Source organism: Allorhizobium undicola ORS 992 = ATCC 700741, from assembly GCF_000621665.1.
GTDB lineage: Bacteria > Pseudomonadota > Alphaproteobacteria > Rhizobiales > Rhizobiaceae > Allorhizobium > Allorhizobium undicola.
In genome coordinates, this window is record NZ_JHXQ01000002.1 from 294,958 (window position 1) to 310,095 (window position 15,138).

The window sequence follows — 15,138 nt, forward strand, 5'->3', positions numbered from 1 at the left end:
TCTTCAGCCTTGCAATCACCGGGCCAAGGCTGCATTTTGCCGCCATCATGCGTCCGTTTTTGCTCGATCCGCTGTTTTCATCCGTTTCGACGCTGCAAGGCGTGGGGCCAAAGCTGGCCACGCTTCTGGCAAGCCTATTGGGCCGTGAAAGCGCCGATGACACCAAGGTTGCCGACCTTCTCTTTCTGGCTCCACACCGGCTGATCGACCGGCGCAACCAGCCCGGCATCGCACGCGCGCCGCAGGGCGCGATCGTCACCGTTACCGGCCGGGTGGATCGGCATGTCGCGCCGCCCAAGGGCAATAACGCCCAGCCTTACCGCGTGTTCATCCATGACGAAACGGGCGAACTTGCGCTGACCTTTTTTCGCGCCAAGGGCAACTGGCTGGAAAAATCCCTGCCGGTGGATGAAATCGTCACCGTTTCCGGCAAGATCGACTGGTTCAATGGCCGTCCTTCGATGGTGCATCCCGATTTCATGGTCAAGGCCAGCGAGGCCGCCACCATGCCGCTGGTGGAGCCGGTTTATCCGCTGACGGCCGGTCTTTCCCCGAAGGTCTTGCGCAAGGCCATCGATGCCGCCCTGCCACGGCTTCCCGACTTCCCGGAATGGATCGATTCAAGCCTTCTGGCCAAACAGGGCTTTTCCGGCACAAAGGCGGCATTCGAACGCCTTCATGCGCCGCGCGATGAAAAGGATGTCGATCCGCAGGCGCCCTGCCGCAGAAGGCTGGCCTATGACGAGTTGCTGGCAGGCCAGATCTCGCTCGCGCTCGTGCGCCAGAGGCTGCGCAAGGTGGAAGGCACGCCCGTTCATGCCACGGGAGAGTTGAGCGCAAGGATTCTGGCGGCCCTGCCGTTCCGGCCCACGGCGAGCCAGTCGGCGGCGGTGGACGACATTCTCAAGGATATGGCCAGCGACAACCGGATGCTGCGGCTGGTGCAGGGCGATGTGGGAGCTGGAAAGACGCTTGTTGCGCTTCTTGCCATGGCAGCCGTGGTGGAAAGCGGCGGGCAGGCCGTGCTGATGGCGCCAACGGAAATCCTTGCGCGCCAGCACCATGCGACGATTTCGAAAATGGCCGCTGAAGCGGGGATTTGCACGGAAGTTCTTACAGGTCGCACGAAGGGAAAAGAGCGCGAAGCCGTGCTGGCCCGCATTGCTTCCGGCGAGGCGCAGATCATCATCGGCACGCACGCCCTGTTTCAGGATACGGTCAATTATCGCAATCTCATGCTGGCGGTGGTGGACGAGCAGCACCGTTTTGGCGTGCATCAGCGTTTGCGGCTGACGGCAAAGGGCATTTCGCCCCATATGCTGGTGATGACCGCAACACCCATTCCCCGCACGCTGGTTCTGGCCGCCTTTGGCGATATGGACGTGTCCAAGCTTACGGAGAAGCCTGCGGGCCGCAAGCCGATCCAGACCGTGACCGTGCCAACCGACCGCATTGGCGATATTGTCGGACGGTTGAAGGCCGCTCTGTCCGAAGGCAAGAAGGCCTACTGGATTTGCCCGCTGGTGGAGGAGAGCGAGGAATCCGAACTGACATCGGTGGAAGAGCGGTACGATACGCTGGTGCGCTCGCTGAATGCGCCGGTGGGGCTTGTGCATGGCCGCATGAAGGGCGACGAAAAGGACGCCGCCATGCTGGCCTTCAAGCGCGGCGACACGCGGCTTCTGGTGGCCACGACCGTGGTGGAAGTGGGTGTGGACGTACCCGATGCCACCATCATGGTGATCGAACATGCCGAGCGTTTCGGCCTTGCGCAATTGCACCAGCTGCGGGGCCGCGTCGGGCGCGGTTCGGAAGCCTCTTCCTGCATTCTGCTCTACAAGGGCCCGCTGAGCGAAAACGGCAAGGCGCGGCTTTCGATTTTGCGGGACAGTGAAGACGGCTTTCTGATTGCCGAGGAAGACCTGAAATTGCGCGGCGAGGGTGAATTGCTGGGCACGCGCCAATCCGGCACGCCGGGCTTTCGGATCGCAAGCCTTGAGGCCCATGCCGATCTTCTCGAAATTGCCCGCAAGGACGCCGCCTATCTGCTGGACCGTGACCCCGACCTTACCTCCGAGCGGGGTGAGGCGATCCGCACATTGCTCTACCTCTACCGCCGCGACGAAGCGGTGCGCTTCCTGCGGGCAGGGTGAAGCGACGTGATTATCTTGGCATCTGTTCCAGCCGGTCCAGCAGAGCGTTGGCCGGATTATCCGCCACGCGGCTGGCGGCTTTGCCAAACAGCATGAGCTTTCCGCCGGATTCGGACAATTGCGGCCAGTCGCCCGGCACCAGTTGCGGAAGCCCTGTCTTGGCAAAGGCAACCCAGCGATCAATCATGGCGGCGGACAGTCTGGCGCTTTCGGGATCGGCCTGCTTGTCTGCTGCAATATGGCCAAAAACAAAGGGAATTTCTGCGGTGTGGATCGCGCCGGGCTGATCTTTCCGCTCTGAAGGTTTCACGAATTCGAAGCGATAGGCATAGACCCGCATTTTCGGCGCGGCGGCTGCGGCAATGGCGCGGGTATTGATGCCCGCGAAACGTTCGGATGCCACCTGTTCGGCACAGCCATCTTCGCTTGTCGCGCCGTAATCGAAGCAATGGGCCTTGATCTCCGGCCAGGCGCCGCCGATTTTTGCCGGCATCCCGGCCCAGAAGTCCGGCCCGAAAAAGCCCGCCTCGGCATTGTTGTAGCCGATCAGCAGCGGCATCCGGTTGACGCGGACCGCGCTGAAGGCGGCGCGCATTCCAAGCGGCAGGATCTTGCCATCGATAAAGGGCTGCGTATCGTCAAGGCCGGTCGCCGCATCGCGAAGGGCTTCGGCGGGCAGGGCGCGGAGCGCCGCAAGGTCGGGGGCGTTCAACGCCTTCGAGACGCGCTCTGCGACCTCGCCAGCCTCTGCGGGTGAAAGCTCCGGCAGGGCAAGCGCCCCGGACTGGATGATCGCCTTCTGGAACAGGCCGCGGGCAAGCGGCGAGGCCATGAGATAGCCGACGCTTGCGCCACCTGCCGATTCACCCATCAGCGTTATATTTCCCGGATCGCCACCAAAGGCGCGGATATTGCCGCGCACCCATTTCAATGCGGCCATGACGTCGAGAAGTCCGAAATTGCCGGTGGGCGCGTTGCTTTTCAGCAGTTCTTTCTGGGCGAAAGTGCCGAAAATCCCCAGCCGGTAATTGAGCGTGACGAAAATGACGCCGCGGCGGGCAAATTCCGATCCGTCATAAAGATCAAGCGCGCCCGTTCCGAAGCGGAAGCTGCCGCCATGAACCCAGACCACCACGGGCAGGGGCATATCCTGTGGCTTCGGTTCGCGTGGAACCCACAGATTGAGGGTCAGGCAATCTTCGCTTTGCGGCTTGTCCTTGAGGCTTTTTTCAGGCTCGCGGGCCGCTTCCTTCTGAATACAGGCCGGGCCGAAAGCCTTGGCCTGCCGAATATCGCGCCAGATTGCCGGTGGCTGAGGCGGCTGCCAGCGCAGCGCGCCAATGGGCGGTTGGGCATAGGATACGCCCCGGAAAACAAGGAGATCATTCTCCACGCTTCCCTCCACCATGCCATTCGGCAGACGAAACATGGCCTCATTGCCCTTTTCCTCAGCCTTCAGCGACAGGGGAGCCGCGAACAGGAGACATAGCAGGAGAGGAAAGAGGCGTCTGGCAATCATGGTGCAATCCGGGCGGGAGCGGCGACTCAAAGGCTAACCACAAAGTTATAGAGCATAACAGTATGGCGCAATGAAAAGCTGCCGCCCGGCCCGGATTTGCCCGTCAGCGGTTCGCGACACCCGGAAGGGTTACGCGAAAGACCTGGAACATGGTGTCTACCTCGGCACCGCCTTCCGCCTTGTAGCTGGCGCCCACCTGATAGCCTTGCTGCGTCAGAAAGTCGTTGTCATTGGCGACGAAGAGGAAGAAGTCATCGGGCGCGGCGGGATCGAGCGCCGGGGCCAGCGACATGGCCTCCCACTTTTCCGAGAGGTTGTTGCGGTCGTTCGGAGCGCCGTTATGCAGGCCGAAGCGGCCAAGCTCGGCATTGTCGTTCAGGTCGATGAAGGGGGTGACGGTCGCGACCTTGACCGAGGCATCCACCACGCCCTTCGGCGCAACCGGCTTGTCCTTGTCGAAATCGGTATTGGCAATATCTGTCGCTGCCGTCAGATCGACGAGTGCGATCTTGCGGTAAACGGACGTATCGCCCTTCATGGCCTGCCCGTTATTGCTGTCGCGTGCCAGCATCAGGAAGGTCTTGTCCGAAAGTGCCAGAATTTCGCTCTGGGCGGCGACGCCGACCTTGCCTTTGTTATCGAAGGTCGGCAGCGGCACCACATATTCATGCACCAGCTTCAACTGATCCACATTGGCAGCGTCATAGATCATCACGCGGGTATTCATGCGTGTCGTGCCGGAATCGCCGCCATCCTGGCGGGTTGCCGATTGCAGCAAGGCAATGAGAAACTTGCCGTCCGGCGTCATAGACATGCCCTCCAGCCCCTGATTGTTCTGGCGGCCGGTATCGGGATCCTTCGGGTCCGGCTTCACCCCACCTTCTCCGACATTGTTGGAGGAAAAGTTGATCTCGCCCTTGCGCATCGGCAGCAGCGCCTTGGGCGGCTCGGTCGCCGAAATCAGCCTGCCGTCCTTGGAAAAATGATAGATATAGGGGCCGTATTCGTCGCTCACCATGAGGGAGCTGTCCTTCAGCCGCACGACAGCTTCAGCATCGAGAGAAATCTTGCCCGTGCGTGCCTGCGGCAGCACCGGCAGCGTGCCTGTTGCGGCACGGGTGCCGGATTCAGGATCAAGGCCCGTCATGGATTTTCCCTGGTCGTCGGTCAGCAGCATGGTATCGGTGAGCTTTGCCTGAAGGCCTGTCTGCTGCTTGTCGGGGCTGATGGCTTGACCAGCAGGCGCTGGTGTCAGCACAACGTCGATGCGGTTGATGCGGGCGTTGTAATCGGTGGTGCCTTCGACATTGTAGCCGCGATCCGGCAACAGCAGCAGCGAGCCCTTGTAGCCATCGCCCGCCTTGACCCAGCTGGTGGGATCGATTGCCATTCCCGAACCTGAGCCGAAGGTTTCACCGAATTTGTCCTTCTCATTGGCCGGAATGCGACCCACAGCCACCAGCCCTTTGTTGACGAGGGTGAGGCCCGATTGAGAAAGCGTGCTTTGCGCCTGCGCAAAGCAGAAAGACGCCATCAACGATGTTGCCGCGAGCAGTCCGATCCTGAAAGAAAAAGTCATGGCCTCATCCCAAACCTGTATTGACGAAAAACAGAGATTTATTAGGCAGGCTGGATGACAGGGGCGTGACGAACCCTTCAGGTTTTGGGGGGCAGGCTGATGCTTTGCGCCTGGGCCTTCCACTCCGGCATGACGAGGCCGCCGGACAAAAGCAGTTTTGCCGCCTCTTCCGGCGTCATGTCCAGCAGCTTGAGCTTGCTGCGCGGCACGAACATGAGAAAGCCTGCGGTGGGAACCGGCGTGGGCGGCATGAAGACGGCCACCATTTCATCGCCATCCTCGTTGAGGCGGGCGGCAATTTCCCCGGAGGCTTCCGTGGCGATAAACACCAGAACCCAACTGCCGGGATGGGGAAATTCGACGAGGCCGACCTTTTTGAAGGAGTTGGACTGCTCCTTCAGCACGGATTCAAAAATTTGCTTCACGCTTTTGTAGATGGAGCGTACCAGCGGCATCCGCTGCACGATGCGCTCGCCAAAATCCACGATGGAGCGGCCGATCAGGTTGGTGCCGAGAAAGCCGATCAGCGTGATGGTGAAGACGGCGATGAACAGCCCCACGCCCGGAACGTAATATTTCAGATAATTTTCAGGGTTGTAGCGCGCCGGAATATAGGGCGTGACCCAGCTATCGGCCCAGTTGATGAAGGTCCAGGTCAGCCAGAGCGTGATGGTGATCGGCGCGCAGATGACCAGACCAGTGAGAAAATTGTTCCTGAGCCGCATGGCAAAGGAGGGCTTGGTCACGGGCGGGGTCATGTCACTCCGTTTGTTAGGCTTTATCAAAGGGAATCAGAATCACGAAAACCCTGAGAAGAAATAGTGCGGCGGAAGCGGGACAATAACAAGCAAAGACCCGATCACGAAACCGAAACCGGGTCTCACCTTCAGGTTTATTCAACCGTCACCGATTTTGCCAGGTTGCGGGGCTGATCGACGTCGGTGCCCATGAACACGGCGGTATGATAGGCCAGAAGCTGAACGGGCAGCGAGAACACCATTGGCGCGATGATTTCGTCCACCGTGGGCAGGACGATGGTGGCCATGGTGTCGAGCTTCGAGGCCGCCGCCCCCTTTTCATCGGTGATGAAAATGATGCGACCGCCACGGGCCGCCACTTCCTGCATGTTGGACACGGTTTTTTCGAAGAAGCGATCATGCGGCGCAATGACGATCACCGGCATGTTCTCGTCGATCAGGGCGATCGGCCCATGCTTCAACTCTCCGGCGGCATAACCTTCGGCGTGGATATAGGAGATTTCCTTGAGCTTCAGCGCGCCTTCCAGCGCCAGCGGATAGCTGGTTCCGCGGCCGAGATAAAGAACGTCCTTGAACTTGGATAGCTCGCGGGAAAGGCCCTCGATCTGCGGCTGGATGCGGTTGAGAACGGCGCTCATGATGCGGGGCATCTCTGCCAGATGCCGCACCATCGTCTTTTCATTGGCCTCGTCGATCAAGCCCCGCGCCTTGCCTGCGGCTACGGCCAGCGAGGCCAGAACCGCAAGCTGGCAGGTAAAGGCCTTGGTGGAGGCCACGCCGATTTCCGGCCCGGCCATGATGGGGAAAATTGCATCGGCCTCGCGGGCGATGGAGGATTCGCGCACATTGACGATGGCGCCGATCTTCAGGCCCGCCTCGCGGCAATAGCGCAGCGATGCCAGCGTGTCGGCGGTTTCGCCCGATTGCGAAATGAAGAAGGCGGCCTGATCCGTTGAAAGCGGCATTTCCCGGTAGCGGAATTCCGACGCCACATCGATTTCCACCGGCAGGCGGGCATAGCGTTCGAACCAGTATTTGGCCGTGAGGCCTGCCAGATAGGCCGTGCCGCAAGCGGAAATGGCAAGCCCGCGCAAAGCCTTGAAATCAATGACGTTATCGGAAGTCTTCACGCGGTGGTCGGCCAGATCGACATAATGCGAGAGCGCGTGGGAAATCACCTCCGGCTGCTCGTAGATTTCCTTTTCCATGAAATGGCGATGGTTGCCCTTGTCCACCACGAAGGCGCTGGCCTGCGAAATCTGCCGCTGCCGCTTGACGGGCTTGCCGGCATAGTCGGTGACTTCGGCGCCCTGGCGATCGATCACCGCGAAATCCCCATCCATCAGATAGGAGATGTCGTTGGTGAAGGGCGAAAGCGCAATGGCATCGGAACCCAGGAACATTTCACCCCGGCCGTAACCGATGGCAAGCGGCGGCCCGAAGCGACCGGCATAAAGATGGTCGGCATCATCGGCAAACATCACCACCAGCGCATAGGCCCCGGTAATACGGTTCAGCATCGCAAGCATGGCGGCTTTGGCATCCATGCCCTCGCGGCGAAAGCGGGCCAGAAGCTGCGCCACGACTTCCGTATCGGTCTGCGTGGTGAAAACGGCGCCCTCGGCGGTCAACTCGTCCCGCAATTCGGAGAAATTCTCGATAATGCCGTTATGCACAACCGCAACGCCATCGACGAAATGCGGATGAGCATTGGTTTCGTTCGGTACGCCGTGGGTGGCCCAACGGGTATGGGCAATGCCAAGCGTGCCGGGCAGGGGCTCTTCGGAAAGCTTCTTTTCCAGGTTGAACAGCTTGCCCTCGGCGCGGCAGCGTTCGAGTTTTCCGTCCACCAGAGTCGCGACGCCTGCGGAATCATAGCCCCGGTATTCCAGCCGCTTCAGCGCATCCACCAGACGCTCCGCCACCGGCTGATTGCCAGCAATCCCAACGATTCCGCACATGCCATTCTCCTTCTGCACCGGATAAGGTCCTCCGGCGCGGATAGTCCTATCGTCTCCGCAGCATTTCGCAACTGCGGGAACAGTCAATTTCAATTTCGTATCGTTACGAAATGCAGCGTTACCTTTTATTACCCTTTTTCGCCGCCTTGAGCGCCAGATTGCGCTCGCGCATGACGGGTGCACGCTCAGGCTTGACCTCCTGCCGCGCCCTTCCAAGCGCCAGCGCATCGGCGGGAACGTCCTGCGTAATCACGCTGCCGGAGCCGACGATTGCGCCGTCGCCAACGCTGACGGGGGCGACCAGCGCCGTATTGGAGCCGATAAAGGCATGGGCGCCGATATGGGTTTCATGCTTGTTCACGCCGTCGTAATTGCAGGTGATCGTGCCTGCGCCAATATTGGTTTCCGCGCCGATGAAGGCATCGCCAATATAGGTGAGGTGGTTGATCTTGGCGCCCTTGCCAATTTCGGCCTTTTTCACCTCACAGAAATTGCCGACCTTGGAGCCTTCCGCCAGATTGGCGCCGGGGCGCAGGCGCGCAAACGGCCCGACCGTGGCGCCGGAGGCGACATACGCGCCTTCCAGATGCGAAAAGGCATGGATGATTGCGCCGCTTTCCACGGTGACGCCCGGACCGAAAACGACGTTCGGCTCGATCACAACGTCCTGGCCGATCACCGTGTCGTGGGCCAGAAACACGGTTTCCGGTGCGATCATGGTTACACCCGAAACCATGATGTCGTGGCGTCGTCTTTCCTGCCAGAGCCGTTCGATAATCGCCAGTTCCGCGCGGTTGTTGCAGCCGGCAAGCTCGGATTCCGGCGCATCGACGGCAACGGCGCGGCCACCCAGCGAGCGGGCGATTTCGACGAGATCGGTCAGGTAATATTCGCCCTTGGCATTGCTGTTGCCGATGCGCGACAGAAGATCCAGCGCCTTGCGGCCGTCTATTGCCATCAGGCCGCTATTGCACCGGGTAATGCGGCGCTCGTCCTCGCTTGCATCCTTTTCCTCGCGGATGGCGACGAGTTCGCCCCCTTCCACCAAAAGCCGTCCGTAGCCGGTGGGCGAGGCTGTGTGAAAGCCGATGACGGCGAGATCGTTGCCCTCGGCCAGCGCGGCGCGCGCGGCCTTGAGCGGTGCTTCGGTAATCAGCGGGGCGTCGCCATAGGCCACGAGAATATCGTCATAGCCGCGCTCGATCGCCTCGCGCGCGGTCAGAACCGCATGGCCGGTGCCAAGCCGTTCCTTTTGCAGGAAGGGGGTAACATTCAGTCCGCCCTGGCTTGCGGCCTTCGTCACCGCGTCGGCATCGCGTCCCACGACGATCGCGGTATCGGTCACGCCGCTGGCGGCGACGGCCTTCATCACATGTGCGATCATCGGCAGGCCTGCTACGGGATGCAGAACCTTCGACATGGAAGATTTCATGCGGGTGCTGTCACCGGCAGCGAGGATAATGGCAAGACAGGTGCGCGACATGGCAAGGCCTCCGTAAAATCAGCTTCCGCGCAGCTACCATGGGCCTTGCCCGATCCGCAAGGGCAGCTCAGCCCCCGTCCTGCCGAGGAAGGGCGGCGACGGGAGAGGAGGTTACGGAATGCGGCAGCGTTACCCCGCGCTTCTTCTCCCGCGTAATGGTAATCAATCCGGACCCGATGATGAGCAAAATACCGAACAGCATGGGCTTATCCACGCTGTCGCCGAAGATGGTGTAGCCGAAGAGAATCGCCCACAGCATCTGGCTGTACTGGATCGGCCCCAGCGATGCCGCCGGGGCATGGCGCGCGGCCAGCATCATCAGCACGGTTGCGAGCGCCGCAAACAGCCCGTAGGCGGCGATATAGGCCCAGTCGAATATTTCCGGCCAGCGGAAATTTGGCAACATGGCCAGGCCGCAAAGAGCAAGTGTGCCGAGTATTCCCGCGCCGTAAAGCGAAATGCCTTTTTCGTGCGGGCCAATGGCCCGGTAAGTCACGATGGAAATCGCCCCGCCCAGTCCGCCCATGACGGCGCCGAAATGCCCTATGGACAATTCGCGAAAGCCCGGCCGAAGCACGACAAGCACGCCGAGAAAGCCAAGGAGCACCGCACTCCAGCGACGAAAGCCGACCTGCTCTTTCAGAAACACAACGGACATGACTGTCACGAAGGAGGGCAGAAGAAAGATCAGGCAGAAGGCTTCCGCCATGGAAAGATGCGTAAAGGCCACAACAGCGCCAGCCGTGCCGCCGGCAGAGGCTGCGAAGCGCAACAGCCAGAGTGGTCGGCTGGTCGTTTTCACCATGTCGATAAGGCGATCACCACCCTTCATCAGGAAGGGCAGGGCGCAAAGCCCGAACAAGGCCCCCAGAAAGGCAGACTGGAAGGAGCCAACCCGCCCGTCCACGAGCTTTACGCTGGCATCGGAAACGGCATAGGCCGCAAAGGATGCGAAACCGAATGCAAGGCCGCGATAAGAGCGATCCTCCGTCATTGCGCTTTATCCCGGCACAAGCCGCGAGAGGGAAGGGAAGGCTTTTGCAATAACGACATGGATCAATCCGAAGATGTGGGGCCGCGCCCGCGACGAGCGGGCGAATCTGAAGATCGTTCCCCGATTAGGATGATTGTTGCCGTGTTGCAAAAGCATTTTTTGCAATGCGCAAATTTTGCCGCAGGTGCGAAGGTCTCAGTTCAGGCCGGAAAGATGTTTTGCCTTTTCGGCGGCAATTTCGCGGAAAGCTCCGGCCAGCACCTGCGGCGGTTGCGCGCCGCTGACGGCATATTGCTGGTCGATGATGAAAAAGGGAACGCCATTCACGCCCATTTGCTGCGCGGCGTCGATTTCGGAAAGGATGGTGTCCTTATCGGCATCGCTTTTCAGCAATTGCTCGATGACCTTGCGTTGCAGCCCGGCGGCGGCGGCAATATCCAGCAGCACGGCATGATCGCCGACATTGAGACCCTGCTCGAAATTTGCCTTGAACAGGCTGGAAACGACGGCATCCTGCGCCTCGCGGTTTTCGGTGCCCGCCCAGTGGATCAGACGGTGCGCATCCAGCGTGTTGGGTCCGACGCGGATGGCGGCAAAGTCAAAAGCAATGCCGACCTCCCTGCCAAGCTCCGTCAGGGACGCATGGGCCTGATCCATCTTTTCCTTGCCGCCCAGTTTTTTGGCCAGCTCAACCTGCTGGTCCACGCCCTCCGGCGGATAGTCCGGATTGAGCCGGTAGGGCCGCCAGTTGATGTCGATGCTGACCTCGTCCTGCACTTCGGCAATGGCCAGATCCAGCCGCGCCTTGCCCAGATAACACCAGGGACAAACGACGTCCGACACGAGATCGATGGTAATTCTTTGCATGACAATCTCCTGCCTGCCGTTTTCAGAGCTTTCGTTCGAGGGCTCTTTATTGGGGATTTGACCTCGGCGTGCAAGCCCCGCGCAGGGTGCGTCGTGGATGAACGGCGTTCGTAATGGCGAAGCTTGGTGAATTGCTGATGGACGCGCAAACGCTGTATCGTGACGGATGCTTTCAGGCAGCCGCTGATATTCTGGAAGCGGAAAGGGCGCAGGCGCCGCTCTCACTCCCGAATACGCTGATCCTCGCGCAATGCCGGGCAAAGCTTGGGCAGCCCGCTGACGCCGCCCGCCATTTCGGCGAGGCGGCCGATCTGCCGGGGGCGGAGCGGAAATTGCTGCTGACGCTGGCGATGACCATGATGCGGCAGGCGGGAAGGAATGCCGATGCCTTCCCTTACGCGGCAGGCCTTATCGAAATGGATCCGCTGGATGAGAAGGCGATTGCCCTTTACCGCCACATCCTGCACCGGCGGCTGGATATTGACGAAAAGCGCAAATCGAATGCAACGCTGCGTGCGGCACTGGCCAGTGGAAGCGAATTTGCCGCGCAGGTCGAAAATCCGCTGGAAAATCTCTACTGGTGCGGGGACGAAGCCCTCAATGCCGCCGTGCGCCGGTTTCAGGGAGGCGCCTCCTTCACCGAAGAGTCGCGGCAATCCCGTCGCAGCCGTCCGCACCGCTTCCACCACCCGCTACGCATCGGGTATCTCTCGGCGGATTTTTCCGATATTCACGCCACCATGATCCTTTTACAGGGCGTGATCGACTGCCACGATCCGCAACGGGTGGACGTCCGGCTGTTCTGCATCACCCCGGAGGCGCTTCGCAAGGCCGATCACGATTTTCGCAAGCGCCATGAGGACAAGATCATCGATCTTGCGGGCCTGTCGGATGAGGAGGCGCATCGGTGCATCCGCGCCGAAGAAATCGATATTCTCGTGGATCTGAAGGGGCATACGATGGATGCACGCCCCAATATCGTCAACAGCGGCCCCGCACCCATTCAGGTTGCCTATCTGGGGTTTCCGGGCTCATCGCACGGCATCGATTGCGATTACATCCTCACCGATGCCATTGTAACGCCAGAAACGAGCAAGCCCTTCTACCACGAGAAATTCTGCCTGCTGCCGGAAAGCTATCAATGCAATGATATGCTGCGCCGGCCACTTCCGATACCTTTGACCCGCGCCCAACTCGGCCTGCCGGAAGATCGTTTCGTTTTTCACTCGGCCAATGCAGTCCAGAAAATATCGCCCGAAACCTTCGATGCCTGGATGCGGATCCTTATGGCCAATCCAGACAGTGTGCTTCACCTGTTTTGCCCGGATGAAGATGCGGGAAGGCAATTTCTCGCCGCCGCCGAGGCATCGGGTGTGGCAGGGAACCGTGTCGTGTTTCGCAGACGGTCGAGTTATCAGGATCATCTCGCCTCGATGCCTGCGGCAGACCTTGCGCTGGACTGTTTTCCCTGGAACGGCCACACCACGACATCGGAACTGCTCTGGATGGGGGTGCCGGTAGTGACGCGGCGAGGGACAAATTTTGCCTCCCGCGTTTCAGAAAGTCTGCTTCGTGCCATCGGCCTGCCGGAACTGGTTGCCGGGAATGAAAACGACTTCGTCAATCTGGCCTGCGAGCTTGTGCGCAACCCGGAGAAACTGAATGAATACCGCCGCCGATTGCAGGAAAACCGGCGAATGCAGCCGCTTTTCGACACCCAGCGCTTTGCCCGGCATCTCGAAAAGGCTTACCGCATGATGGTGGAGCGGGCACAGGCCGGTTTGCCGCCCGATCATTTTGCCGTGCCGCCGGAGCCGCCGCGCACGCTGCCCTTCACCCTTGGCCGGATTGATTGATGGTCGCCACAGCTGTCATTGGGCTGCGGCATTCCACCATGTGGCAAGCTGGTAGCCCAGGAGTGGGGTGAGGTCAGGACGGCCAATGCGCTTCCACCGGGCCACCCATTGATCCGGGCTGTAGTAGAGCGGTACCAGATAATGACCGGCAACAAGCAGCCGGTCCAGCGCGCGGACGCTGGCCTGAAAATCCTCCTGCGCGCGGGCATTGACCATTGCGGTCAGAACACGGTCTATTTCCGGGCTTGCGGTGCCTGCGTAATTGAAGCTGCCCGGCTGGTCGCGTGAGGCGGAACTCCAGCGGTTGAACTGCTCCATGCCGGGCGACAGGGAGGCCGTGTAGGCCTTGACGATCATGTCATAATCGAAATTGTTGGATCGGGCCTGATATTGCGCGTCGTCCACCGTTCGAATGGCCATATTGATGCCGATCAGCCGAAGCGTGCGCTGATAGGCAACCGCCATTTTCTCTTGACCCTCGTTCTGGGTCATCACTTCGAAAGACAGGGCCTTGCCCTGAGCGTCCACCATGCGGCCGTCATTGATGGAATAGCCCGCCTGGCTGAGCAGGGCGACGGCCTGCCGCAACACGTTGCGGTCCGCGCCGGAGCCGTCAGAAATCGGCAGCGTATAGGTTCCAGCCAGAATTTCCGGCGCGATCTTCTCCTTCGCCCCACCCAGAATAGCAAGCTCGCGCTCGTCTGCCGCATGACCATAGGCGCCGAGTGCCGAGTTCTGCCAAAAGCTCTGGCTGCGCTTGAAAACATTACCGAACAGGTTCTTGTTGACCCATTCGAAATCGAAGGCCAGCGTCAAGGCCTCGCGCACCTTCGCATCGGCAAACACAGCACGGCGGGTGTTGAACACGAAACCCAGCATGACCGGCGGCTTTTCGGGCGTGAAGCTGTCTCGCACCACATCGCCATTGTTCACGGCGGGAAAATCATAGCCGCGCAGCCAATGGCTCGAATCACCCTCCACATAAACATCGACGTCGCCTTTCTTGAAGGCTTCGAACAGCGTGCTTTCCTGAAGGAAGTAATTGATGGTGATTTCATCATAGTTATCGAAACCGCGCTTGGCAGGCAGTTCCTTGCCCCAGTAATTTTTGTCCCGCTCATAGGTAATGGCTTCCCCCGGCCTGAAGCTCTTGATTTTGTAGGGGCCGGAGCCGACCGGGACAGAAAGTGACGTCTGCTCGAACCGGCCGACATCGGTGGCGTGGCGCGGCAATATGGGCGTGGCAAAGGCAATCAGCATGGGTGTTTCGCGATCCTGCTTGCCATCGAAGGTGAAACGAACGCTGCGCTCACCCGTTTTTTCCAGCCGCGCTACATTTTTCATGCGGGCGTTGAAGGGCGGGCGGCCCTTTTCCTTCAGAAGCTGGAAGGTGAAAATCACATCTTCCGGCGTTACGGCCTGTCCGTCGTGCCAGCGCGCTTTCGGGTTGAGGTTGAACTGCACGAAGCTGCGGGCATCGTCGGTCTCCACGGATTCGGCCAGCAGGCCGTAAAGCGTGTAAGGCTCCCCGGCCGAGCGGGTCATCAGCGTGTCATAGAAGAGATTGCCATAGTCCGGATCCCAGATGCCGCGTGCGGTGGTGCGCATACCTTTCAGCACGAAGGGATTGAACGAATCAAACGTGCCGACGACGCCATAGGAAATGCGCCCGCCCTTCTTCACGTCGGGGTTGACGTAGGGGAAGGCCTTGTAATCGGCGGGCAGGGCAGGTTGCCCATACATCGCCATGCCGTGCATGGCCTGCGCCAGCGCCGGTGAGGCCGACAGGATTGCAACAAGCAGGCCGCAAAGAAAACGCCGCACTAAAAGCCCTCTTCATAAAGCGAATTTCAGTTTTGCGGCAAATTATCATGGCCTGCCGGAAATCCAACAAGAATTGGTATAAAATGGCGCCATGGCGCTTCTTGCCGAAAGAAGCACTGGATATTCGAGGCCTCTCGCTGTAAC

General features: G+C 60.1%; 10 protein-coding genes. 2 read left to right on the top strand and 8 right to left on the bottom strand.

Annotated features, from left to right (window positions below; translation table 11 throughout):
• The first annotated feature begins 47 nt into the window (after positions 1 to 47).
• Entirely contained in the window at positions 48 to 2,153 is a 2,106-nt protein-coding gene (gene recG, locus T424_RS0103475; protein ID WP_027486488.1) for an ATP-dependent DNA helicase RecG, read from the top strand.
• A 10-nt stretch (positions 2,154 to 2,163) separates the two neighbouring features.
• Here recG and T424_RS20080 read toward each other — a convergent pair whose 3' ends face one another.
• From T424_RS20080 to T424_RS0103510, 7 genes are all read right to left on the bottom strand, one after another.
• Positions 2,164 to 3,672 (bottom strand): carboxylesterase/lipase family protein, encoded by a 1,509-nt coding sequence (locus tag T424_RS20080; protein ID WP_084268372.1) that lies wholly within the window; start codon positions 3,670 to 3,672, stop codon positions 2,164 to 2,166.
• Positions 3,673 to 3,775: 103 nt separating this feature from the next.
• Positions 3,776 to 5,206, bottom strand: a complete 1,431-nt coding sequence (locus T424_RS0103485) for an esterase-like activity of phytase family protein (protein ID WP_245269405.1) — start codon at positions 5,204 to 5,206, stop codon at positions 3,776 to 3,778.
• Between the two features lie 122 nt (positions 5,207 to 5,328).
• On the bottom strand, positions 5,329 to 6,009 hold the full coding sequence (locus T424_RS0103490; protein ID WP_027486490.1) for a DUF502 domain-containing protein: 681 nt from the start codon (positions 6,007 to 6,009) through the stop codon (positions 5,329 to 5,331).
• 134 nt (positions 6,010 to 6,143) lie between these two features.
• Positions 6,144 to 7,970: a glutamine--fructose-6-phosphate transaminase (isomerizing) gene (glmS, locus tag T424_RS0103495; RefSeq protein WP_027486491.1), complete on the bottom strand. Its 1,827-nt coding sequence runs from the start codon at positions 7,968 to 7,970 to the stop codon at positions 6,144 to 6,146.
• Positions 7,971 to 8,088: 118 nt separating this feature from the next.
• Positions 8,089 to 9,453, bottom strand: coding sequence for a bifunctional UDP-N-acetylglucosamine diphosphorylase/glucosamine-1-phosphate N-acetyltransferase GlmU (gene glmU / locus T424_RS0103500; protein ID WP_027486492.1), 1,365 nt, complete (start codon positions 9,451 to 9,453; stop codon positions 8,089 to 8,091).
• Between the two features lie 67 nt (positions 9,454 to 9,520).
• Positions 9,521 to 10,447, bottom strand: coding sequence for a DMT family transporter (locus T424_RS0103505; RefSeq protein WP_027486493.1), 927 nt, complete (start codon positions 10,445 to 10,447; stop codon positions 9,521 to 9,523).
• A gap of 195 nt (positions 10,448 to 10,642) precedes the next feature.
• Positions 10,643 to 11,314: a DsbA family oxidoreductase gene (locus T424_RS0103510; RefSeq protein ID WP_027486494.1), complete on the bottom strand. Its 672-nt coding sequence runs from the start codon at positions 11,312 to 11,314 to the stop codon at positions 10,643 to 10,645.
• Positions 11,315 to 11,427: 113 nt separating this feature from the next.
• On the opposite strand from T424_RS0103510, the gene T424_RS20085 reads away from it, so the two are divergent.
• On the top strand, positions 11,428 to 13,170 hold the full coding sequence (locus T424_RS20085) for an O-linked N-acetylglucosamine transferase, SPINDLY family protein (RefSeq protein ID WP_051558758.1): 1,743 nt from the start codon (positions 11,428 to 11,430) through the stop codon (positions 13,168 to 13,170).
• Between the two features lie 15 nt (positions 13,171 to 13,185).
• Here T424_RS20085 and T424_RS0103520 read toward each other — a convergent pair whose 3' ends face one another.
• The gene (locus tag T424_RS0103520; protein ID WP_027486495.1) at positions 13,186 to 14,994 is read right to left on the bottom strand and encodes an extracellular solute-binding protein; all 1,809 of its coding nucleotides are present in this window, start codon (positions 14,992 to 14,994) and stop codon (positions 13,186 to 13,188) included.
• Positions 14,995 to 15,138: the final 144 nt, after the last annotated feature.